The following is a 23,017-nucleotide window of genomic DNA, read 5'->3' on the forward strand; positions in this document are numbered from 1 at the left end:
TGCCCGGGGAAAGGACGCCATGTCGGATAGCTCCTCGCCCCGGACGGCTCCGGCCCGGCTTCCGCTCGTCGACGCGCCACACAGCAGCGCCCTGCTGCGCTCCCTCACGGGCCTGCTCGCACGCTGGCTGCCCCGGCAGCGCTGGTTCGCCGGCAAGGGCCGTCCGCTGAGCGGTCTCACCCTGGTCTCCGCGACCGAACTGCTGCCGAGCGGCACGGGGGGGCAGACCCCCGGACTGCTGCACCTGCTTATCCGCGCCCGGCAGAGCCCGGCCCCCGGCTCGGACGCCCCGCCGGCCGGCGACTGTTATCAACTGCTGCTCGGCGTGCGTCCCGCGCTGCCGCCGGCGCTCGCCCCGGCGCTCGTCGGCCGCCCCACCGAGGGACCGCTGCGCGGCCAGGCCGTCTACGAGGCGCTGCACGATCCCCGGCTGGCCGACCTGCTGCTGGAACGGCTCCGCATCCCGGGGAGCCTGGGCACGCTGCACTTCGGGCGGGCGCAGGGCGGCCGCATTCCCTCGGGCCTGCCCGCCCGGCTGCTCAACGGCGAGCAGTCCAACTCCTCGGTGGTCTACGGCGAGATGTTCATCCTCAAGCTGTTCCGCCGGGTCAGCCCGGGCATGAACCCGGACCTGGAGCTGCCGCTGGCGCTGGCCGAGACGGACTGCGACCGGGTGCCCGCGCCCGCCGCCTGGTTCGAGGCGACCTGGCCGGGCACGATGACCGAGCCGCTGACCCTCGGGGTCCTCGCACCCTTTCTCGTCGGGTCCACCGACGGCTGGCAGTTGGCCCTCCAATCCCTCGCCCGGCGCACCGACTTCACCGCCTCCGCGCACGCGCTGGGGCGGGCGACCGCCGAGGTGCACACCGCGCTGGCCGCCGCGCTGCCCACGTCCACCCTGGGCCGCCCCCAGCTCGAACAGGCCGCCGCCGGCATGACCGAGCGGCTCGCCGAGGCCGCGTCCGCCGTGCCCGCGCTGCGCCCGTACCGCACCGGGCTGAACCGGGCCTACGAGGCGCTGGGCGACTACGCGCGGCGCGGCGGGACCTGCCGGGTGCAGCGGCTGCACGGCGATCTGCATCTGGGCCAGGTGCTGTGCGTGCCCGACGAGCGGGGCGGCGGCTCGCGCTGGTCGGTGATCGACTTCGAGGGCGAGCCGGCCCGGCCGCTCACCGACCGGCGCCGGCCCGGGCCGCCGGTGCGGGACATCGCGGGCATGCTGCGGTCGTTCGACTACGCGGCCCGGCAGGACCGCGCGGAGGGCTCCTGGGTGGAGTCCTGGTCCCGCGCCAACCGCGCGGCCTACTGCCGGGGCTACGCCGAGGCGTCCGGGGCCGACCCCGCCGACCAGCGCGAACTGCTGCGCGCCTACGAGACGGACAAGGCCGTGTACGAGGTGCTGTACGAGGCCAGGCACCGGCCGGCCTGGCTGCACGTCCCGATGGCGGCGGTCCGCCGCCTGGCCGCCTCCCCGGACTGACCGCCGCGTCAGATCTCACTGCCGCGTCAGACTCACCGCTGCGTCAGACTCACCGAAAGGAACGGTGCCAGCCGTGCACCCGCCGCTCCCTCCCCGTGACCGTGCCCGCCTGCTCGCCGGGGCGCATCACGATCCGCACGCGCTGTTGGGTGCGCATCCGGCGCGCGGTGGCACGCTGATCCGGGTCCTGCGCCCGCTCGCGCGCGGTGTCGCCGTGGGCGGCACCGAGCTGATCCCGGAGGGTGACGGGCTGTTCGCGGCGGTGCTGCCGGGGGCCGGGGCGCCACCAGACCGCCGGCTGACGGTGACCTACCCCGACGGAACGCGGCTGGTGACGCACGACCCGTACCGTTTCCTGCCCGCGCTGGGCGAGATGGACCTGCATCTCATCGCCGAGGGGCGGCACGAGCGGCTGTGGGAGGCGCTGGGCGCGCGCCCCATGACGCACGAGGGCGTGCGCGGCACCCGGTTCACCGTGTGGGCGCCGAACGCGCGGGGCGTGCGGGTGGCCGGGGACTTCAACGGCTGGGACGGCACCGGGTTCCCGATGCGCTCGCTGGGCGCGACGGGCGTGTGGGAGCTGTTCGTTCCGGAGACGGGCCCGGGCACGCGCTACAAGTTCGACGTCTGCGCGGTGAACGGCACCCACACGCTGCGCGCCGATCCGCTGGCCCGGGCCGCCGAGTGCCCGCCGGCCACCGCGTCCGTGGTGCACGAGAGCACCTACGAGTGGGGCGACGCGGAGTGGATGGCCACCCGCGCCGAACGCCCCCCGCACCGGGCACCGATGTCCGTCTACGAGGTGCATCTGCCGTCCTGGCGGCCCGGGCTGACCTTCCGGCAGCTCGCGGTGGAACTGACCGCCTACGTCCGGGAGCTGGGCTTCACCCACGTCGAGATGATGCCGCCGGCCGAGCACCCCTACGGCGGCTCCTGGGGCTATCAGGTCACCGGCTACTACGCCCCGACCGCGCGGCTGGGCCCGCCGGACGACTTCAAGTACCTGGTGGACGCGCTGCACCGGGCGGGCATCGCGGTGCTGATCGACTGGGTGCCGGCGCACTTCCCCAAGGACGAGTGGGCGCTGATCCGGTTCGACGGGACGCCCTGTTACGAGCACCCCGACCCGCGCCGCGCGGAGCACCCGGACTGGGGGACGCTGGAGTTCGACTACGGCCGCCGCGAGGTGCGGAACTTCCTGGTGGCCAACGCCGTGTTCTGGTGCGAGGAGTACCACGTCGACGGGCTGCGGGTGGACGCCGTGGCCTCGATGCTCTACCTGGACTACTCGCGCCCGTCCGGCCAGTGGACGCCCAACGCGGAGGGCGGCCGGGAGAACTGGGACGCGGTCGCGTTCCTCAAGGAGATGAACGCGACCGTCTACCGCCGCTGCCCCGGCGCCATCACGGTGGCGGAGGAGTCCACGGCCTGGGACGGCGTCACCCGCGCCACCGAACACGGCGGGCTGGGCTTCGGCTTCAAGTGGAACATGGGCTGGATGCACGACTCGCTGACGTACATGTCCAAGGACCCGGTGCACCGCCCCTGGCACCACGGCGAGATGACGTTCGCCATGGTGTACGCCTACGCGGAGAACTACGTGCTGCCCGTCTCGCACGACGAGGTCGTGCACGGCAAGCGCGCCCTGGTCTCCAAGATGCCCGGCGACTGGTGGCGGCAGCGCGCCGACCACCGCGCCTACCTCGGCTTCATGTGGTCCCATCCGGGCAAGCAACTGCTGTTCATGGGACAGGAGTTCGCCCAGGGCGCGGAGTGGTCGGAGCAGGAGGGGCCGCAGTGGTGGGTGTGCGACCCCGGGTATGTGGCGGCCGGCGACCATCTGGGCGTGCGGCGCCTGGTCGCCGATCTGAACGCCCACTACCGCGCGGAGCCCGCCCTGTGGGAACAGGACAGCGACCCGGGCGGCTTCTCCTGGGTGGCGGCCGACGCCGCGGCCGACAACGTGCTGGCGTTCCTCCGCTTCGCCGCCGACGGCTCGCCGCTGCTGGCCGTCAGCAACTTCTGCCCGCTGGTCCGCGCCGACTACCGGCTCGGCGTCCCCGCCGAGGCCGCCGCCTGGACGGAGATCCTGAACACGGACGCGACGGCCTACGGCGGCGGCGGGGTGGTGAACGGCGAGCCGCTGAAGACCGAGCCGACGCCCAGCCACGGCCACCCGGCGAGCATCGCGCCGACACTCCCTCCACTGGCCACGATCTGGCTGCGCCCCGCGTGATCCTGTCTGGATGCGCAACCCCGTTCTCTTCCTCGCCCTGCTCGCGACGGCCTTCGCCCCGCCGCTGACCGGCGCGCCGGCCGCCCGGTCCACGTCCTCCGCCGCCGTGATCGACCCGGAGCTGAGTCACCCTTTCGTGCATCACACGGAGGGGTACGCCTGCTTCCGCATCCCCGCGCTGGTGGCCACGGCCGACGGCACGCTGCTGGCGTTCGCCGAGGGCCGGGTCGCCGACTGCGCGGACGTCGGCGACATCGACCTGGTGCTCAAGCGCTCCACCGACGAGGGCCGCACCTGGGGGCCGCTCACGGTGCTGCGCGGCCGGGACAGCCCGGACGGCTTCGGCAACCCGGCGCCCGTGGTGGACAGCGGAACCGGCCGGGTCTCCGTCCTGTTCGCCCACAACCCCTGGACCGCCCGGGGGGCCGACCGGGTGCGCGGCACCCGCACCCTGCACGCGCTGCACAGCACGGACGACGGCGCGAGCTGGACGCCGGGCGGCGACCTGGGCGCGCTCAAGCCGGCCGGCTGGACCTGGATTTCGGTGGGGCCCGGGCACGGCGTGCAGTTGCGGCGCGGGAAGCACGCCGGGCGGCTGATCGTTCCGGGCGACTACGACACGAGCGACGGCGGCGCCGGGGCGCAGCTCTACTACAGCGACGACGGCGGCCTCACCTGGCGGCTGGGCGCGCGGTACGAGACCGAACGCGTGCTGACCAACCCCGGCGAACTCACCGTCGCCGAGCGCGCGGACGGCACCATCTACATCAACTCGCGGTCCTCCACCACCTGCGGCACGGACAACCACCGGCTGACGGCGGTGAGCGAGGACGGCGGCGAGACGTTCACCGCGGCCGGCTTCCAGCCCGTGCCCGACATCGACGCGCCGCCCGTCTCCGGCTCCCTGCTGGCCCTGCGCCCCGACCGGCTGCTGCTGTCCGCCCCGGCCCGGCCGGGCGCCGAGGCGTTCGACGACCGCCGGGTGATGGCCGTGCGCACGTCCACCGACGAGGGGCGGACCTGGCGACGGGTGGGCACGGTCATCACCGAGGACCGGGCGGGCTACTCCGATCTGACGCGGCTGGCGTCCGGCGGGATCGGGCTGCTGTACGAGACCAACACCAACAGCCCGCACGGCACGCTCACCTTCTCCGCCTTCAGTGAGGCGGACCTCGACGCCCAGGCCGGCGATCTGTTCCTGCCGCGCACCCCCGACGCCAGCGGCCTCGGCAACCACGCCGTCGTGCACGGCGGCACGCGGCCGGCCGCGGACGCCGAGCGCGGCGAGGTGCTCCCGTTCGACGGCCAGCAGGACCATCTGCGGCTGATCAACTGCCCCGACTCGCTGCGGCTGGGCGCGACCGACTTCACCGTGACCGCCTGGGTGAACGGCGCGGGCGGACCCGTGTTCCTCGGCCCGGGCGACAGACCCGGGGAACGCGGCCTGTGGCTGCGGCTGGACCCGGCCGGCGGCCATTTCACCGCCGGCATCGACACGGGAGAGGCCGCCGCCGAGGTGAGCACCGGGCCGGGTCACGGCGACGGCGCCTGGCACCACGTGGTCCTCACCCGCCGCGCCGGGGAGCTGGCACTGTCGGCGGACGGTGGGCCCCCGGTCACGGCGCCCGCGCCGGCCGGGGAGATCACGCCCGCCGGCGCGTTCACCTTCCACATCGGCGGCAGTCCCGACGGCGCCGGCCTGTTCACCGGCGCGCTGGACGATGTGCGCGTCCTGGGCCGGGCCCTGACCGCCGGGGAGGCGGACCGGGTCCGGGCGGGCGAGTCGGGCATCGGCGACGAACGGGTCCGGCTGCCGTTCGCCGCCCTGTGGCCGGGTTAGGTCCTAGACGGGCTCGCGGTAGTAGGGGTCGGCGACCTCGCCGGTGGCCCGCGCCGCGTCCCAGGTGTAGACCTCGCGGCCCTCGATGAAGACCCGCAGGGCGCGGCTCATCACGTCCAGCGGGTCGCCGGACCAGATCACCACGTCGCCGTCCAGGCCGGGGCGCAGCGCCCCGACGCGGTCGTCCAGGCCCATGATCCCGGCCGGGTTCGCGGTGATGGTGCGCAGCGCCTCGTCCCGGTCCAGGCCCTCCTTGACGCTGAGAGTGACCTGGTGGACAAGGAAGTTGATGGGCACCACGGGGTGGTCGGTGGTGATCGCCACCTTGACGCCGGCCCGGGTGAGGATGCCCGGGTTGGCCAGGGTGCGCTGCCGCAGCTCGACCTTGCTGCGGGTGGTGAACAGCGGGCCGCTGATCACCGGCACCCCGCGGCGGGCTATCTCGTCGGCCAGCAGGTGCGCTTCGGTGGCGTGGTTGATGACGACGCGGTAGCCGAACTCGTCGGCGAGCCGCAGCGCGGTGGCGATGTCGTCGGCGCGGTGGGTGTGCTGGCACCAGGGCAGCTCGCCGTCGAGCACCCGGACCAGCACCTCCAGGCTCGGGTCGCGTTCGAACGGCTTGTCCTCGGACCGGGCGTGTTCGCGGCGGGCGCGGTAGTCCTGGGCGCGGGTGAAGGCGTCGCGGATCACGGCGGCCACGCCCTGCCGGGTGGAGGGGAGCTGCTTCTTCTCGCCGTAGACCCGCTTGGGGTTCTCGCCGAGCGCGCTCTTGACGCTCACGGGCTGGCGGATCAGCATCTCGTCCACGCTGCGCCCCCAGCATTTGACCGCGACGGTCTGGCCGCCCACCGGGTTGCCCGAGCCGGGCTTGATGACCGCGCTGGTGACGCCGCCGGCCAGGGCGTCCGCGAAGCCGGTGTCCGCCGGGTTGATGGCGTCCAGCGCGCGCATCCGGGCGCCGTTGGGGTCGGTCATCTCGTTGGTGTCCTGCCCGGCCCAGCCCTCGGCCTCCTCGTGCACCCCGAGATGGCCGTGCGCCTCGACGAACCCGGGCAGCACCCACGCCCCGGCGGCGTCCACGACGCGCACGCCATCGGGCACCGCGACCTCGGCGTCGGGTCCGACGGCGGCGATCCTGCCGTCGAGGACCAGGACGGTGCCGCCGTCGATGGGGTCGCTGTCGATGGGAACCACATGGCCGGATGTGATCGCGATATTCATGGCGGATGAACCTATCCCACTGCCGTTACGGTGGACGCGATGCTGAGCTATGACGAGGTGAAGGCCGCGGCCGGGCGGATCGACGGCCAGGTGCGGCGGGTGACGGTGGCCCCGGCGGGCGAACGGCTGGATTTCGCGCTGGAGTTCCTCCAGCACACCGGGACGTTCAAGGCGCGCGGCGCGCTGAACTTCACGGCCGCGGCGCTGGAGTCCGGCGCCATGCCCGAGGCGGGCATCGCCATCGCCTCCGGCGGGAACGCGGGCCTGGCCTGCGCCTGGGCGGCGGGCCGGCGCGCCATCCCGGCGACGGTGTTCGTGCCCGAGACGGCCCCACCGGTGAAGGTGGCGCGGCTGCGTGAACTGGGCGCGGACGTACGGCTGGTGGGCACCGAGTACGCCGAGGCCGCGGCGGCCTGCGCCGACTTCGTGGGTGAGAGCGGGGCGCTGGCCTCGCACGCGTACGACCATCCGCTGATCGCGGCGGGCGCCGGCACGCTGCTGGAGGAGATCGTGACCGCCCGGCCGGAGGTGACCACGGTGGTGGTGGCGGTGGGCGGCGGCGGCCTGTTCGCCGGGGTCGCCACGGCCGCCGCGCAGCACGGCGTGCGGGTGGTGGCGGTGGAGCCGGAGCACTGCCGGGCGCTGAACGCGGCGCTGGCGGCGGGCGAGCCGGTCGACGTGCCCGTCGACTCGATCGCGGCCGACGCGCTCGGCGCGCGCCGGGTGTCGGCCGACGCGCTGGCGGCGGCCCGGCACGGCGACGCCCGCTCGGTGCTGGTCCCCGACGCGGCCATCGCCGCGGCCCGCCGCGCGCTGTGGCACGACCACCACATCGCCGTGGAGAACGGCGCGGCCACGGCGCTGGCCGCGCTGCGCACCGACGCCTATGTCCCGGGGCCGGGGGAACGGGTCTGCGTGGTGCTGTGCGGCGCCAACACCGACCCGGCGGACCTGGCGGGGGTTTGACGCTGGGGCGTGTCCGCAGGGTCGCGTCGCACGCCCGCGGCTCCCCCAGGCCCTTGGGGCCTGGGAGGTACCCCCAGGTGCGTGCGATCGCAAGGCGCCGGATCGCAGCTCGTACGAATGGGGGCACCTCCCAGCGTTAGCTGGGGAAGCAGCGAGCGTGCGTGCCTGGGGGTACCTCCCGCTTGCGGGGGAGCGTCGCGGGATAGACGGGACTTTGCGGACACGCCCCAGGCCGCCTGAGAGACTGGCGCGGTGCAGGTCGGCGTTCTCGGGCCCCTCCGGGTCACCGCGGCCGGGGGCGCGGTCGTTCCCCTCGGCGGTGCGCGGCTGCGCGCGCTGCTGATCCGGCTGGCGCTGGACGCCGGGGCGGTCGTGCGGGCCGAGTCGCTGGTGACGGCCCTGTGGGGCGAGGCGGTGCCGGCGGATCAGGCCAACGCGTTGCAGTCGCTGGTGTCCCGGCTGCGCCGGGCGCTGCCCGGGGACGGGCTGATCGTGTCCGAGGCCGGCGGCTACCGGCTGGCGGTGGATCCGGACGCGGTGGACGCGGTGCGCTTCGAGCGGCTGGCGCGCGCGGGCCGGGCGGCCCTGGGCGCCGGGGAGCACCGGGGCGCGGCCCGGCGGCTCGGCGAGGCGCTGGCGCTGTGGCGCGGGCCCGCGCTAGCCGACGCGGGCGACGCGGCGTACGCGGTCGCGGCGGCGGCGCGGCTGGAGGAGCTGCGGCTGGCGGCGGCCGAGGACCGCTGCGACGCGGAGCTGGCGGGTGGCCGGCCCGGCGCGGTGCTGGCCGACCTGGAGGCGCTGGCCGCCGAACACCCCTTGCGGGAGCGGACGTTGGGCCTGCTGATGCGTGCGCGGTACGCGGCCGGGCGGCAGGCGGAGGCGCTGGCCGCCTACGAGGAGTACCGCGCGCGCCTGGCCGGGGAGCTGGGTGTGGACCCCTCCCCCGCGCTGCGCGACATCCATCTCGCCGTGCTGCGCGCCGAGCCGGCGCCGCCGCCGACGACCGGAGCCGCGCCGGGGAACCTGCCCGCGCCGCTCACCACGTTCGTCGGCCGCGACGAGGAACTGGCCCTGGTCGCCGAGCGGTTGGGCGAGGGCCGGCTCGTCACGCTGGTCGGTCCCGGCGGCGCCGGGAAGACCCGACTGGCGACGACCGCCGCCGCGAAGCTGGCCGACGGCTACCCGGGCGGCGCGTGGCTGGTGGAGCTGGCGTCCGTCACCGACCCCGACGACGTTCCGCAGGCCGTGCTCGGCGCGCTGGGCCACCGCGTCAGCGGCCTGCTGGAGAGCCGGGTGCAGCCGGCCGCGCCCCGGGACGCGCCGAGCATGCTGACCGCGGCGCTGGCCACCGCCCCCACCCTGCTGTTGCTGGACAACTGCGAGCACGTGGTGGAGGCCGCCGCCCGCCTCGCCGAGCATCTGCTGGCCCGCTGCCCCGGGCTGCGGGTGCTGGCCACCAGCCGCGAGCCGCTGGCCCTGGTCGGCGAATCGCTGTGCCCGGTGCCGCCGCTGGGCGTGCCCGCGCCGGACGTGCTCGCGGCCGAGGCCGACGGCCACCCGGCGGTGCGGCTGCTCGCCGACCGGGCCGCCGCCGTGCGGCCCGGGTTCACCGTGCACGAGGGCAACGTCGCGGCCGTGGTCGAGATCTGCCGGCGGCTGGACGGCCTGCCGCTGGCGATCGAGCTGGCCGCCGCCCGGCTGCGTTCCCTCGACCCGGCGCATCTGGCCGCGCGGCTCGACGACCGGTTCCGGCTGCTGACGGGCGGCAGCCGCACCGCGCTGCCGAGGCATCAGACGCTGCGCGCGGTGGTCGCCTGGAGCTGGGAGCTGCTGACCGACGAGGAACGCGAACTCGCCGACCGACTGGCGGTGTTCGCGGGCGGGGTCACCCCGGAGAGCGTCGAGGGCGGCTGCGGGGTGCCCGCCGCCGAGGCGCTGGACCTGCTGGCCTCGCTCGCCGACAAGTCGCTGCTCCAGCCGGTGGAGGGGGACGGCGAGGCGGGCGGGCCGCGGTTCCGGATGCTGGAGACGCTGCGCGAGTACGGCCTGGAACGGCTGGCCGCGGACGGCCGGGCGGGCCAGGCGCGCGACGCGCACATGGCGTACTTCCTGCGGCTGGCCGAGACGGCGGAGCCGCATCTGCGCGGCCCCGGCCAGTTGCCGTGGATCGCGACGCTCATCGCCGAACGGGACAACCTGCTGGCCGCGTTGCACCACGCCGTCGGCACCGGCGACGCGGAGACCGCCGTGCGGCTGGCCGCCGCGCTGGGGCTGTTCTGGACGATGCGCGGCAACCACGCGGAGGCCGCGAACTGGCTGCGGCTGGCCCTCGCGGTGCCGGGCGAGGCGCCGCACCAGGCGCGGATCATCGCGCTGGCCTTCGCGGTGCTCAACAGCGCGGCCGGCGGCGAGCCGACGCCGGAGGCCGTGCGGGAGCTGCGCCAGGAGCTGGACGCGATCGAGCCGGACGCCGGGCATCCCGTGCTGGCTGCGCTGGAGCCGGGCCTGGCGATGTTCGCCGAGCGCGCCGCGTTCGGCATGGCCGCCGCCGCGCGCCGGCTGAGCCATCCCGACCCCTGGGCGCGGGCCATGCTGCGCCTGATGCGGGCGGCGATCCTGGAGAACGAGGGCGAGCCGGCCGGCATGCGGAAGGAGATCGACCTGGCGGTGGCCGGGTTCCGGGAGGCCGGCGACCGGTGGGGCCTGGCGATGGCGCTGTCCTCGCGGGGGATGCTCTACCGGCAGCTCGGCGAGCTGGACGAGGCGGCGGAGACGCTGCGCGAGGCGATGCGGCTGATGCGGGAGCTGCGCACCGAGTCGGACGTGGACCAGCTCCGGGTGCGGCTGGCCGTCGTGCGCGCGCAGCGGGGCGAGGAGGAGGCGGCCCGGGCCGAGCTGGGTGAGCTGGCCAGCCGCGCCGAACGCCATGGCTCGGGGTATCTGGCCGCGCTCGCCCGGCTGGCGCTGGGGGACCTGCTGCGCCAGGCCGGCGAGCGCGCCGCGGCGGCCGACTCGTATGCCCGGGCGCTGACGGTCATGGAGCAACGGGCGTTCGTCCAGCCGCAGTTGGCGGCGCTGCTGCGGGCCGGGGCGGCCCTGGTCGGCCCGCCCGGGGAAACGGCGGAGCTGCTGGCCGGGGCGCTGGAGGAGGCTTGGGACGTCGCGGACATGCCGGTGGCGGCCATGGTGGGCGTGGCGGTCGCGCAGTTGTGCGCCCGCCGGGGCGACCCGGTGGCGGCCGCCGCGGCGCTGGGCGCGGCGGCGGCGCTGCGCGGCGTTCCGGATGAGACCCACCCGGATGTCGCCGCGCTGCGCCCGCTGCTGTCGGACCCGGCGGGGGCCGCCGCCTACGCCGCCGCCGCGGCGCTGGGCCGCGCGGAGGCGGTGCGCCGGCTACGTCTTGCGGCGGTAGGCGCGGACGGCGAGCGGGAAGAAGACGGCGAATATCCCCGCTGACCACAGCAGCGTGTGCAGCACGGGCGTGGCCACCGGCCCCTCGGTGAGCAGTCCCCGGGCGGCCTCCATCACATCGGTCACCGGGTTGACGCCGACCCACCACTGGAGCCAGCCGGGCAGCGTCTCGGTGGGCGTGATCATGTTGGTGCCGAAGGTCAGCGGGAACATGGCCATGAAGAGCATGCCCTGCACGCTGCCGGGCGAGCGCGCCATGACCCCCAGCAGCACCGACGCCCAGCTCAGCGAGAACGAGAACAGCATCACCAGCAGGCAGGCGGCGAGCGCGGAGAGCGGATCGGTCTCGATCCGGAAGCCCAGCGCGTAGCCGAAGCCGAGCAGCACCGAGATGCTCACCACGAACCGGACCATGTCCCCCAGCACCGAGCCCAGCAGGGGGGCGGAGCGGGCGATGGGCAGGCTGCGGAAGCGGTCGAAGACGCCTTTCTGGATATCGGTGTTGAGGTTCACGCCGACGGCCACGGAGGCGAAGACGACGGTCTGCACCATGATCGCGGGCAGCAGGAACGTCAGGTACTCCTCGGTGGAGCCGGCGACGGCGCCGCCGAGGAGGTAGAGGAACATGACGACGAAGATGACCGGTTGCAGCGTCACGTCGACGAGCTGTTCCGGGGTGCGCAGCGTCTTGACCAGGTTCCGCTGGGCCAACGTGAGGCTGTGCCGCAGCAGGGGGAACGGCGGGCGCGGCGCGGGGCCGGGCGCGGCGGGGGCGGGCGCCGTGCGGGTGGGCGTGGTCGCGGTGCTCATGCGGCGGCTCCCTCCGTCTCGTTCTCCGTCTCCTCGGCGGGTACCGTCTCCTCGCCGGTGAGCGCGTAGAAGACCTCGTCCAGGCTGGGCAGCCGCAGCGAGAGCTCCATCACCTCGATGCGCTCCTCGGCCAGCTTCGCGACCAGGGGGGCCAGCACGGCGTCGCCCTCGACGGGGACGGCGAGCACGCCGCGGCCCGGGGAGCCCGGGCGCGTTCCGGTGACGCGTGCCAGCAGGGCGGCGACGTGCGGCAGTCGGCCGGGGTCCAGCGGCCGGACGTGCAGGGTCTGGCCGCCGACGACGGCCTTCAGCTCGTGCGGGGTGCCGTGGGCGATCACCGCGCCGCGGTTGATCACGGCTATCTCGTCGGCGAGCGCGTCGGCCTCCTCCAGGTACTGCGTGGTGAGCAGCACGGTGACGCCCTCGGCGACCTGGCGGCGGACCAGCGACCACACGTCGTCGCGCTTGGCCGGGTCCAGGCCCGTGGTGGGCTCGTCGAGGAAGACGACCTCGGGGTGGGCGATCAGGCTGGCGGCCAGGTCGAGGCGGCGGCGCATGCCGCCGGAGTAGGTGCCGGCCCGGCGGCCGGCCGCCTCGGTGAGGTCGAACTCGGCCAGCAGCTCCGCCGCCCGGTCCCGGGCCGCCGACCGCGACAGGTCGAGCAGCCGGCCGATCATCACCAGGTTCTCCGCGCCGGTCAGGTCCTCGTCGACCGAGGCGTACTGGCCGGTCAGCCCGATGCGGCGGCGCACCTCGTCGGCGCTGTCGACCACGTCGAACCCGGCGACGCGGGCCCGGCCGGCGTCCGGCCGCAGCAGCGTGGCCAGGATCCGCACGGCCGTGGTCTTGCCCGCGCCGTTGGGGCCGAGCACGCCGAGCACGGTGCCCGGCCGGGCGGCCAGGTCGACGCCGACCAGCGCCGTTGTCGCGCCGAAGCGCTTGACCAGCCCCTCGGCCTGAAAGGCGTAGGTCACGGGAGCCTCCTTCCTGTGGGTGGTTCCGTTCCGTGGGAAGAAGGCTGCCGGGCCCCGCTGTCAGCGTGCGCACAGACCGCTGGCAGAGGGACTGTCAGCCGGATCGCTCGCATGACTCAGCACGCTAGGGCCTGTATCGAGTTCCCGCCCGGGCCCGCGACGCCAGTCACGGCACCTCGCCGCTCCCCCAGACTCCGTCTGGGAGGTGCCCCCAGCCGAATCGCGCGAATACGGCCGGGTATGAGCTGCGATCCGGTGCCTTGCTGGGGGTACCTCCCAGGCCCCCAAGGGCCTGGGGGGGGCACCGCGTCTGACGCCGCGGGCTGATCCGACCGGGAACTCGATACAGGCCCTAGGCGTGTGCGGGACCCGGCCGACATGCCGCTGGCCCCCGTTCCGCCCGGGGGGGTAACCCCCGGGCGGAACGGACCGCGTCAGGCGGTGCGGTAGGCGTCGATGATCGTCTGGACGGTGACGTTGCCCTGCCGGTCAACGGCCTCCGCGCGCAGGGACACGGTGCCGCCGGCGGCCGGGTTGCCGACGCGCACGGCGCCGTCCACGACCGGCACCGTCTCCCAGCTGGCGCCGCTGTCGAAGGAGACGGCGACGGTGAGCGACTCCTGGTTCTCCCCGGCGGCCGACCCCTGCACGGTGACCGGGACGCGCAGGGTGCGCCCGGCGGGCGCGGTGCTGTCGAGCGCCAGCCGGGGGGTGAAGCGGACGACACTCAGGGGCAGTTGGGCGTACTGCCCCTCGGGGGTGGTGGCCGAGGTGAACGTGGTGGAGACGGTGATCTCCGTGCTGACCGTGGCGACCGGCGCGCCGCGGGTGACCGTGGTCACCAGCTCGTACTCCGCCTCGTCCGGCGGCACCTCGAACCACGCCTCGTCCAGGGGCGCGTCCTCCGTGGCGTATTCCTCGCCGTCGCGGTAGAGCGTGGTGGTGGCGCTGTCGTAGCCGGAGACGCCGAGGTGGCCGCCGCCGTCGGAGAACGGGTTGAGCCAGCCGTAGATCCAGTCGCCCTCCCGGAAGAGACCGTCCCCGTTCGCGATGTCGGGCCCGAACACCCCGATGTTGTATGTCTGTTCATACGCCTCGCCGGCGGTGTAGGTGTGCCGGTCGCCCCGGAGGAACGCCAGATCGTTGCCCTGGTCGTCCAGTTGGTAGAAGTCGTGGGTCCACCATCCGGCGTCCGCCCGGACATAGACGTCCGTGATGCGCGGCAGAGAGCGCTCCGGAGCGGCGAACAGCATCCGGAACTCGGCCTGGGAGTAGGTAGCCAGCACGCCGGTGGCGTCCGCGGTGGAGGCGCCCTCCCGGACCCGGATCCGGGCCAGGTCACCCCAGCCGGTGTGGTGCTCCAGGCCGTGGTAGAGCTCGCCCGCGCGGCGGTCGGCGGTGTGGTACTCCCGGCCGTCGCGCTCGAAGCGGGCGGCGGCGCTGGAGTACGCGAAGATCCAGTCGTCGGCGACGGGCCCGAGCTGGGCGGTGCGGAAGCCGTCGGGCAGGCCGGCGGTCCGCCAGTTCCAGGACCAGCCGAGGAGGCCGTCCTTCATCTGGAGGTCGTAGTTGACGACCAGGTCGGTGAGTTCGGCCCGTTGGTCATCCACGGTCATGGAGATCTCGGCGGCCTCGCGGGCGTCGATGGTCAGCGTGGTGTCCTCGGTGAGCGCGACGTGCGGTTGGAGCAGCCAGTCCATGCCGGTGGCGTCCAGGTGGCTGGTGCCGCCGTGGAAGACGGTGGTGTCCACCAGGTAGTCGCCGGGCGGGAGCCGGAGCGTGCCGGTGGCCGCGCCGTCGCCGTACAGGATGGACGGGGCATCGAAGAGCAGGTCCAGGTCGGTCGCGATGGCCAGCCAGTGCGGGGCGGGCTCGCCGTCGCGGCCGATGGCCTCGATCGTGAGGTCGAACCGCTCCTCCTCGCGCTCCACCGCGCCCGCCGTGGTGACGCGCTGGCCGTCGCCCGCGCCGGTGACATACGCGCTGTACACGCCGTACAACTCGCCGCCGCCGCTGGTGTCGGCCGTGACGCCGACGGTGGCGGTGCCGCCCGCGGGAACGGTCACCTCGGTGGCGTCCAGCGTGAACATGCCGTCCGGGGCGGGGTTGCCCTCGGGGTCGACGCCGGTGACGGACAGGTCCAGCGTGACGTCCCGGTCGCCCAGGTTCCGGTAGGTGAGCTCGCGGGCGACGGGCTCGGCCTCCGTGTGCGGGTGGGCGACGGCGCCGAAGTCGAGGGCGCCCGGCTCGGCGACGACGGTCTGGTCGATGGCGGTGGCGGCGTCGACCCGGCCCGCGCCCTGCTGGAGCGCACCCTGTCCCGCGGCGGGCGCGGCGGCGGCGATCAGCGCGGCCTTGAGCTGCTCGCCGGTCCAGTCGGGGTGCCGCTGCGCCAGCAGCGCGGCGGCACCCGCCGTGTGCGGCGCGGCCATCGAGGTGCCGGAGAGCGCGACGTAGCCGTCGGCCACCGGCTCGCCGTTCTCGCCGTAGGCGCTGCCGGGCGCGGCGGCGGCGCCGATGTCGACGCCCGGGGCGGTGAGGTCCGGCTTGAGCGCGGCGTCGTCCACCCCGCCCGTCGAGGAGAACTCGGCCAGGGCGCCGGCCTTGTCCACCGCGCCGACGGTGAGGGCGGACTCCGCGGAGCCGGGAGTGGTGATGGTGTTCGGGTAGGGGCCCTCGTTGCCGGCGGAGACGACGAAGAGGGTGCCGGACTCCGCGGCGAGGGCGTTGAGCGCGTCGGCCATCGGGTCGACGTAGCTGGCCTGGGTGCCGACGCTCAGGTTGACGATGTCGGCGCCCTGGTCGACGGCCCACTGCATGCCCGCGATGGTCCAGGACTCGCTGCCCATGCCGTTGTCGTTGAGCACCTTGCCGTTCAGCAGGGTGGCGCCGGGGGCCACGCCGGTGTAGGCACCGTCCGCGTGGGCACCGGTGCCGGCCGCGATGGAGGCCACGTGCGTGCCGTGCCCGCGGTGGTCCTCGGTGTCCGGCGCCTCGGAGAACACCTCGGCGGCGGCCACCTTGCCGGCCAGGTCCGGGTGGTCCTCGCTGATGCCGCTGTCCAGCACGGCGATGGTGACGCCCTCGCCGTCGTAGCCGCTCTCCCAGGCCACCGGGGCGCCGATCCCGGGCACGCTCTCGTCGAGCGCGCCCTGGACCTGGGCGTCCAGGGCGATCGTCTCGATGCCGGGGGCGGCGGCCAGCGCCCGGTCGCCGGAGCCGGCCGGCTCGGTGAGGGCGTCCCAGATGGTGGTGAGTTCGTCGCCGGCGACGGTCAGCGCCTCGCCGTTGATCGCCTCCAGCGCCAGTCGCTCGCCGGAGCCGGCCGCCGCGCGCACCTCGGCGCGGGCGGCGCTCCCCGCGTAGGTGACGATGAGCGGCAGGCCGTCGCCCGCGCGGTGTCCGGCCCGGCTCAGCTCGGTGATGTCGAACAGGCGGCGGTCGAGGACCCCCTCCCTGATGAGCGGGACCACGTCCTGCGGGACCACCTCGGTGTGGTCCCCGACGCGCCCCACCTGAACGGGCACGTCCTCGCGGCCCTCGGCCATGATCAGGCCGCGCACCTCGCCGCTCGCGTCGACCGCCACCCGGTCGCCGGTGATCAGCGGCACCAGCCGGGTGTCACCGCCGCCCCCGGCGGCCCGCTCCCCCGGCCCGTCGCCCGCCGCCCCGGCGGGGCCGGTGAGCCCCGCCGTGAGGGCGGCGGTGATGACCCCGCAGACCACCGCCGCACCGGTCCGCGCACTTGTGCGTTTCCCTGTCAACTGCCCCTCCCGGGCTCGTCCTTACGCGGAACACTCCGCGAAACATACCGCGTATGTTGAGACGGCCGAACGGCACCGGAACCGTGCCTTTCGATTGAGGGGAAGTCGTGGGGAAAGTGTGCGCGGCGTCGCTCAGTCGGCCGGGGACGTCTCGTCGAGCCGGACCGTCGGCCCGCCGAAGGTGACGTGGGTGACGCGCCGGGCGAGCAGCCAGCGGCCGTCGACGCGGGTGAACGTGTCCGCGTAGTGGCCGACGTTGGCGGGCGGCCGGGACGGCACGATGCCGCCGGTGAAGCCGTCGACCCGGTAGGTGGCGAAGTAGGAGGTGGCCGAGGCGGTGTCCGGGCTCTCCACGGTGACCAGGATGTTGGTGGCCATGCGCAGCGACAGCCGGTCGGCGGGCCGCGAGCGGAAGTACTCCCGCAGCGCGTCCCGGCCGCGCACCAGGCGGTCGTCCTGGGGGTACTCCCAGACTCCGTCGGGCGTGAACAGCTCGGCCACCGCCCCCGGGTTTCCGAGGTCCAGATGCCGGAGGAACTCGGTGATCAGCCGCTCGCAGGCCCGCTCGGCGAGCAGCCGCTCCAGCGGATCGATCTCTTCTCCGTCTGTCATGTCCAGTTTCTAGCAGCGGCCCGGACGCCGCGACGAGCGGTGTTCCGGCGCCCGGACGGCCCGGCGCGCCATGGCGCATCATGGGAGGCATGCCCGAGGGAGACACGGTCGCGCAGGCCGCCGGGCGGCTGCACGCCGCGCTGGCGGGGCGGCTGCTGGTGCGGTCCGACCTGCGGGTTCCCCGGCTGGCGACCTCCGATCTGCGGGGGCGCGCGGTGCTGGACGTGACGCCGCGCGGCAAGCACCTGCTGACCCGGCTGGAGGGCGGCCTGACGCTGCACTCGCACCTGCGCATGGACGGCGCCTGGTGGATCTTCGCGCCGGGCGAGCGCTGGCGCGGCGGGCCCGGCCACCAGATCCGGGCCGTGCTCGGCACCGAGGACCGCGTCGCGGTGGGCTTCCGGCTGCCGGTGCTGGAGCTGCTCCGCACCGCGGACGAGCCGCGCGTCGTCGGCCATCTGGGCCCGGATCTCCTCGGCCCCGACTGGGATCCGAAGGAGGCGCTGCGCCGGCTGCTCGCCGACCCGGCCCGCCCGCTGGGCGCGGCCCTGCTGGACCAGCGGAACCTCGCGGGCGTCGGCAATGTCTTCATGGCCGAGTTGTGCTTCCTCGCCCGGGTCACGCCCCGGCTGCCCGTCGGCGAACTCCCGGCGCCGGAGCGGCTGATCGCCACCGCCAAGCGCCTGCTGGAGGCCAACCGGGCCGGGCCCGGCCGCACCACGACCACCCCTCAGGCTCGCGCCCGGACCGGCCAGCGGCTGTATGTCTACGGGCGGACGGGCCGCTCCTGCCTGGTCTGCGGCACGCCGGTGCGCACCGCCGGCGAGACCTATGGCGAGCCGGGCCGGGACCGGCCCGTGTACTGGTGCCCGCGCTGCCAGCGGGGCCCGGCCCCGGGCGGCTCCGGGTAACGGGCGCGCGGCGGCGGCCCGTTCAGCGGCCCCGGAGTTCGACGGCGCGGGCCAGGCGCCGCCGGCGCCGCACGGGGCCGATGGTCACCGTGTCCCCGTCGACCGTGCCCAGCCGCAGCACCGGGCCGGACGTCTCGCTTACCGTCACCGCCTCCCAGGGCACGACCTCGGGGGCCGTCGCCCCGCGCGACCAGATCAGCAGCCCCAGCTCGCAGACGACATACCAGCGGGGCGCGCCCGACCCGTGCGCCGGAGCCGCCAGCGCGAAGCAGATCAGCACCGCGACGGCGGCCACCGGCAGCAGCAACAGGACGGCCCACCAGGCCACGGTCGCGAGCGCCGCCCCCTGCGCCGCCGACACCACGATGAACGCCGGCGCGCCGACCGCCGCCCAGCCCCGCCGCGTCCGGTGCACCCGCTGGACGGTGCCGAGGCCCTCCTCGTCCGCCAGCGCCACCAGTTCCCGGCGCAGCCGCGATCTCCTCACGCGTTCCCTCCCGTCCGCCCCCGGAACGTACCGGGGCGTGCCGGGAGGGGTCCCCCGCCGGTCCCGGCCCGGCCACGAGTTGCGGCGGTGGCATCCCCGGGCGAATCTGACAGCGGGAAAACGGAGGTGGCCGTGATCGATCCCATTGAAATTTTCTGGTCCCCGGCCGGGGATTCCATGCCGACGCTCGGATCCCGGGAGCTCGCGGATTTCCACGACGGCGACACACCGAAAATCAAGATGCCGGTCCGGATGCTGTCCGTCGACACGCCCGAAGTGACGGCGAAAACCCCGGAGAAGGCCGAGAAAATCGATCAGAACTTTCTTCAACTGGCCGCCTGGATCCGCGACGGCAAGGCGCCGATCTCCAAGGATCTCGCTAAGTTCCTGCTGCCCAAGCTGGAAACGGGCAAGGCCGGGACCCTCCAGTTCAAACAGGGCACGGAGGCGGCGGCCTTCGCCGAGCAGAACATCAGGAAACGGCTGCGCCTCCCCAACGACAAGATGCGGAAAATCTTCATCCGCACCGCCGACGCACCGTTCTGCAACTCTCACCGGCTGCTCGCGTACATCGCCCCGAACTACACCCCTGAGGAACTGGCCACCATTCCACGCAAGGACCGGCCGACGTTCAACCTCGATCTCATCGCGGCCGGCTGGGCGGCACCGTTCATCATCTACCCCAGCATCCCCGGCGAACTCGACATGCCGATCTTCCTGGCAGCCGCCGAGAAAGCCGTCGCCGACGAGAAGAAAATCTGGGGCGATCCCGCCACGCTCCTCGCCTACGAATACCGTGCGATGGAGGACCTCCATACGGTCACCAAGAAGATAGTCGAGAAAAAACCCCTGCGTCCGGGAGAGGAATTCTCCTGGCGCGAGCGGTACTGCGTGGACATGCGCAGCCGGACCCTGCACGGCCCGGAGGACTATTTCCGGGTGCCGCCGATCTACCGCCTGTTTCTGTGGCCCCAGGACGTCGCCGAGGCGGTCGGCCTGCTGAACCTCACCCCCTCGGCCCGGCTGGCGCGCGGCGACTGAGGGGGGCGCGCATGGCCACCAACCCGTACGCGGGCACCGACCACGAGGAGTCCTGGCGCCAGGGGTTCACCGCCGGCTTCACCTTCCCGGACCAGGTCATGGAGGCCCCGCTCGTGCTGGAGTCCGAGCAGCGCACCGTCTACAGCGAGGGCGTGCTCGCCGGGCAGGACGCCGCGACACAGGGGCAGGCGCTGCTGTCCGTCACCCCGAGCGACAACGCGTTCGGTGAGACGGCGGGCCACATCGCCGAGGCCGTGCACGTCGTCGGCGACGTGCGGCACGCGGTGCACACCGTGCACGTCGGCAGACAGTTGTCCGCCTTCGGGACGGCGGGGTGGGGTGGCTTCTGGGCGGTCGTGCTGTTCGCCGTCCTCGGCCCCAACCGCGCCGAGGAGCACTACTTCGACCGCGCCGCCCGGGAGTCGCTGCGCCGCTTCCACGACGACCTCGCCGGCGCGGGCCTCGCGGGCGGCGTCGAGCTGTACATGCCGGCCTGCGACCTCCTCCACGGCACCCGGGAGGACGACGTCATGACCCAGCAGGGCTGGTGGCACGGGATGGTGTACCCGTACTGGGAGCCCGCCCAGGCGGAGGGCCACCAGCACGAACACCCGGAGAACACCCGGGTGTTGCGCTTCCGGAGCGGCCTGGACGAGGTCGAGATGATCTCGCTCGACCCCATCGGGTAGGGACGCGGCGGTGCCCCGGGTCAGTGCGAGACCTCCCGCTGCCACCGCTCCCGCGGCTGGGTGTGCAGCCGCCAGTAGTGCTCGGCGATGTCGTCCGGGTCGAAGTCCGTGCCCGGCGCCACCGGTCCGGTCACGGTGACGGTGGCCACGTGCACCCCGGCCGGCCCGTACTCCTGGTCGAGCAGCGCCACCAGCGTTCGCACCCCGGCCTTGCCGAGCGAGAGGCTCACATAGTCGCGCTTGGGCTCGGGCATCCCGCCGGTGACGAGGAACGAGCCGCCGCCCCGCCGCGCCATCGCGGGCGCGACGTGTGCGGCGGCGGTCAGCGCGCCGACCACGTTGACGGCCCAGGCGTCGAGGTGGCCCCGGGCGGACAACTCCCCCGGGGCGTCGGCCCGGACGATCGCGGCGTTGTAGATCACGGCGTCCGGCGGGCCGAGTTCGGCCGCCAGTTGGTCGAGGGCGGCGCGCAGCGCGGCCTCGTCGGTGGTGTCGGCCGTCTCCGTGCCGACCCGGGCGCCGCCGCCGACGCCCTCGGCCAGGGCCGCCAGCCCGTCGGCGCGGCGCGCGATCAGCCCGACGGGCAGCCCCTCCCGGGCGAACCGGCGGGCGACCGCCTGCCCGATCCCCGGTCCCGCCCCAATGATCACCGCTCCGGCCATCGTTCAACTCCTCGGCTCACCGACCCCGATCGCGCTCCGTGCGCGACAATCGGGACGTTAGGCCATCACACCGGTGTCAACGTCAAGTCCGGGGGAGCGAGCACATGCGGATCGGCGATCTTGCCCGGGCGACCGGGGTGAGCCGGCGGCTGCTGCGCTACTACGAGGAGCAGGGCCTGCTGCGCCCCGCGCGGGACGCCAACGGCTACCGCGCGTACGCCGACACGGACGTCGCCACGGTCCGCCACATCCGCGCCCTGCTGGACGCCGGACTGACCACCGCCGTCATCGCCCGGGTGCTGGCCTGCGTCGACGACGAGGGCGACCGCCTGGTCCACACGGGCTGCCCCGGCCTGATGGGCGCGCTGCGACGCGAACGCGGCCGGGTCACCGAGGAGATGGCCCGCCTGCGCGCGTCCGGCGAGGCACTCGACACACTGCTCGCCGCGGCCCGCCACCCATAAACGCCTGGACGCGGCACACCGCGCCCCATTAGCCTGCGCCCGTGTCCAGCCCCGAAGCGTCCAGATTCTAGCCACCGGCCCTCCGGTGGCTCCTCGCGCCACTTTCCGCGCCACGGTTCGCGCCGCCCCGCGCGCCGCTGACCGCTCCACCGGATCGCCGTAACACGGGCTGTTTCGACCTTTCCTCAACGGCTGCACCCTCTTTCGTCGTGCGCCGATTCCCTGCGTGGTTGCGGAGTCTCGCTGTGCCCTTCGCCCTGTACCTCCTCGGCCTGGCCGTATTCGCCCAGGCGACATCCGAGTTCATGCTGTCCGGCCTCGTGTCGGACATCGCCCACGACCTGAACGTGTCCATTTCCGCCGCCGGTTCGCTGACGTCGGCGTTCGCCGCCGGAATGGTCGTCGGCGCGCCGCTGATGGCGATCCTCAGCCTGCGCTGGCCGCGCCGCCGCGCGCTGCTGGCGTTCCTGATCACCTTCCTGCTCGTCCATGTCATCGGCGCGCTCACCACCAGCTACGCGGTGCTGCTCGCCACGCGGGCCGTCGCCGCGCTGGCCAACGCCGGGTTCCTGGCGGTGGCCCTGGCGACCGCGACCGGCATGGTCGCGCCGAACGCCAAGGGGCGCGCCACCTCGATCCTGCTGGGCGGCGTCACCGTCGCCTGTGTGGCGGGCGTCCCCGGCGGCGCGCTGCTGGGCCAACTCTGGGGCTGGCGTGCCGCGTTCTGGGCCGTGGCCCTCGCCTCGGCACCGGCCGTCCTGGCCGTCCTGCGCTCGGTCCCGGCCGGCGCCCCGGCGGGTGGGGGCAGCACCGGCGTGCGCGGGGAGCTGCGCACACTGCGCGACCCCCGGCTCCAGTTGACCCTGCTGCTGGGCGCGCTGGTCAACGGCGCCACGTTCTGCGCGTTCACCTATCTGGAGCCGCTGGTCACCGAGGTCACGGGCCTGGGCGACGCGTGGGTGCCCGCCGTGCTGGCCCTGTTCGGCCTCGGCTCGTTCCTCGGCGTCACCCTCGGCGGCCGGATCGCCGACAGCCGTCCGCTTCCGCTGCTGGTGGCCGGCGGGGCGGCCCTGCTGACCGGCTGGGCCGTCTTCGCCGTGACCGCGGGCAGCGCGGCGGCCACCGTCCTGCTGGTCCTGGTCCAGGGCACGCTGTCCTTCGCGGTCGGCTCCACCCTGATCTCCCAGGCGCTGTACGCCGCGACCGGCGCCCCCACCCTGGCCGGCGGCTTCGCCACGGCGGCGTTCAACGTCGGGGCGGCGCTGGGGCCCTGGGCGGGCGGCCGGGCGATCGCGGGCGGCCTCGGCTACCGCTCCCCGCTGTGGATCAGCGCCCTGCTGGTCGGCCTGGCGCTGGCCCTGGCCGCGGCGGTCGCCGCCCGGCGGGTCCCGCGGCCGGGCGACGCGGAGATCAGCCGCTGACGGGAAGGGGCCGGCGCCGGCCCCGTGA

General features: G+C 74.6%; 17 protein-coding genes. 10 read left to right on the top strand and 7 right to left on the bottom strand.

The features are described 5' to 3' along the window. The first annotated feature begins 19 nt into the window (after nt 1-19). The 3 genes from RM590_RS01560 (at nt 20) to RM590_RS01570 (ending at nt 5,556) form a co-directional block, all read left to right on the top strand. Nucleotides 20-1,480: a maltokinase N-terminal cap-like domain-containing protein gene (locus RM590_RS01560; protein WP_311702461.1), complete on the top strand. Its 1,461-nt coding sequence runs from the start codon at nt 20-22 to the stop codon at nt 1,478-1,480. A gap of 73 nt (nt 1,481-1,553) precedes the next feature. Next, nucleotides 1,554-3,716: a 1,4-alpha-glucan branching enzyme gene (gene glgB, locus RM590_RS01565; RefSeq protein WP_394813755.1), complete on the top strand. Its 2,163-nt coding sequence runs from the start codon at nt 1,554-1,556 to the stop codon at nt 3,714-3,716. 10 nt (nt 3,717-3,726) lie between these two features. After that, the gene (locus RM590_RS01570; RefSeq protein WP_311702463.1) at nt 3,727-5,556 is read left to right on the top strand and encodes a sialidase family protein; all 1,830 of its coding nucleotides are present in this window, start codon (nt 3,727-3,729) and stop codon (nt 5,554-5,556) included. Between the two features lie 3 nt (nt 5,557-5,559). Here the strand turns inward: RM590_RS01570 and RM590_RS01575 are convergent, their stop codons facing one another. Continuing rightward, complete coding sequence (locus RM590_RS01575; RefSeq protein ID WP_311702464.1) at nt 5,560-6,777, bottom strand: amidohydrolase; 1,218 nt, start codon at nt 6,775-6,777, stop codon at nt 5,560-5,562. A gap of 39 nt (nt 6,778-6,816) precedes the next feature. Here RM590_RS01575 and RM590_RS01580 point away from each other — a divergent pair, with 39 nt between their 5' ends. Together RM590_RS01580 and RM590_RS01585 are read left to right on the top strand one after the other, a co-directional pair. Continuing rightward, nucleotides 6,817-7,743, top strand: a complete 927-nt coding sequence (locus tag RM590_RS01580) for a serine/threonine dehydratase (protein ID WP_311702465.1) — start codon at nt 6,817-6,819, stop codon at nt 7,741-7,743. 252 nt (nt 7,744-7,995) lie between these two features. Further along, nucleotides 7,996-11,199, top strand: a complete 3,204-nt coding sequence (locus RM590_RS01585) for a BTAD domain-containing putative transcriptional regulator (protein WP_311702467.1) — start codon at nt 7,996-7,998, stop codon at nt 11,197-11,199. Here RM590_RS01585 and RM590_RS01590 read toward each other — a convergent pair. The 4 genes from RM590_RS01590 to RM590_RS01605 all read right to left on the bottom strand — a co-directional run bounded on the left by RM590_RS01590 (nt 11,137) and on the right by RM590_RS01605 (nt 17,314). Continuing rightward, on the bottom strand, nt 11,137-11,964 hold the full coding sequence (locus tag RM590_RS01590; protein ID WP_311702468.1) for an ABC transporter permease: 828 nt from the start codon (nt 11,962-11,964) through the stop codon (nt 11,137-11,139). The two genes, RM590_RS01585 and RM590_RS01590, sit on opposite strands and share 63 nt — an antisense overlap. Continuing rightward, nucleotides 11,961-12,938, bottom strand: a complete 978-nt coding sequence (locus tag RM590_RS01595) for an ATP-binding cassette domain-containing protein (protein ID WP_311702469.1) — start codon at nt 12,936-12,938, stop codon at nt 11,961-11,963. The genes RM590_RS01590 and RM590_RS01595 overlap by 4 nt, the downstream gene beginning before the upstream one ends. 434 nt (nt 12,939-13,372) lie before the next feature. After that, nucleotides 13,373-16,702 carry a S8 family serine peptidase gene (locus RM590_RS01600; RefSeq protein WP_311702470.1) on the bottom strand — a complete coding sequence of 1,110 codons (3,330 nt, stop codon included), beginning with the start codon at nt 16,700-16,702 and terminating at the stop codon, nt 13,373-13,375. Nucleotides 16,703-16,834: 132 nt separating this feature from the next. Further along, entirely contained in the window at nt 16,835-17,314 is a 480-nt protein-coding gene (locus RM590_RS01605; protein ID WP_311702471.1) for a nuclear transport factor 2 family protein, read from the bottom strand. Between the two features lie 89 nt (nt 17,315-17,403). On the opposite strand from RM590_RS01605, the gene RM590_RS01610 reads away from it, so the two are divergent. After that, nucleotides 17,404-18,225, top strand: coding sequence for a DNA-formamidopyrimidine glycosylase family protein (locus tag RM590_RS01610; protein ID WP_311702472.1), 822 nt, complete (start codon nt 17,404-17,406; stop codon nt 18,223-18,225). A 22-nt stretch (nt 18,226-18,247) separates the two neighbouring features. Here RM590_RS01610 and RM590_RS01615 read toward each other — a convergent pair whose 3' ends face one another. After that, entirely contained in the window at nt 18,248-18,712 is a 465-nt protein-coding gene (locus RM590_RS01615; RefSeq protein ID WP_311702474.1) for a hypothetical protein, read from the bottom strand. Between the two features lie 132 nt (nt 18,713-18,844). Here RM590_RS01615 and RM590_RS01620 point away from each other — a divergent pair, with 132 nt between their 5' ends. Together RM590_RS01620 and RM590_RS01625 are read left to right on the top strand one after the other, a co-directional pair. Further along, nucleotides 18,845-19,753 (top strand): nuclease, encoded by a 909-nt coding sequence (locus tag RM590_RS01620; protein WP_311702475.1) that lies wholly within the window; start codon nt 18,845-18,847, stop codon nt 19,751-19,753. Between the two features lie 11 nt (nt 19,754-19,764). Then, complete coding sequence (locus RM590_RS01625) at nt 19,765-20,442, top strand: hypothetical protein (protein WP_311702476.1); 678 nt, start codon at nt 19,765-19,767, stop codon at nt 20,440-20,442. A gap of 20 nt (nt 20,443-20,462) precedes the next feature. Here RM590_RS01625 and RM590_RS01630 read toward each other — a convergent pair whose 3' ends face one another. Continuing rightward, nucleotides 20,463-21,104 (bottom strand): SDR family NAD(P)-dependent oxidoreductase, encoded by a 642-nt coding sequence (locus RM590_RS01630; RefSeq protein WP_311702477.1) that lies wholly within the window; start codon nt 21,102-21,104, stop codon nt 20,463-20,465. 104 nt (nt 21,105-21,208) lie between these two features. Between RM590_RS01630 and RM590_RS01635 the strand changes: the two genes are divergently transcribed. After that, entirely contained in the window at nt 21,209-21,568 is a 360-nt protein-coding gene (locus RM590_RS01635; RefSeq protein WP_311702478.1) for a MerR family transcriptional regulator, read from the top strand. A 245-nt stretch (nt 21,569-21,813) separates the two neighbouring features. Then, nucleotides 21,814-22,989: a Cmx/CmrA family chloramphenicol efflux MFS transporter gene (locus RM590_RS01640; RefSeq protein WP_311702479.1), complete on the top strand. Its 1,176-nt coding sequence runs from the start codon at nt 21,814-21,816 to the stop codon at nt 22,987-22,989. Nucleotides 22,990-23,017 lie beyond the last annotated feature (28 nt).

Origin of the sequence: Streptomyces litchfieldiae, assembly GCF_031845365.1 — a bacterium.
GTDB classification, from domain to species: Bacteria; Actinomycetota; Actinomycetes; order Streptomycetales; family Streptomycetaceae; genus Streptomyces; species Streptomyces litchfieldiae.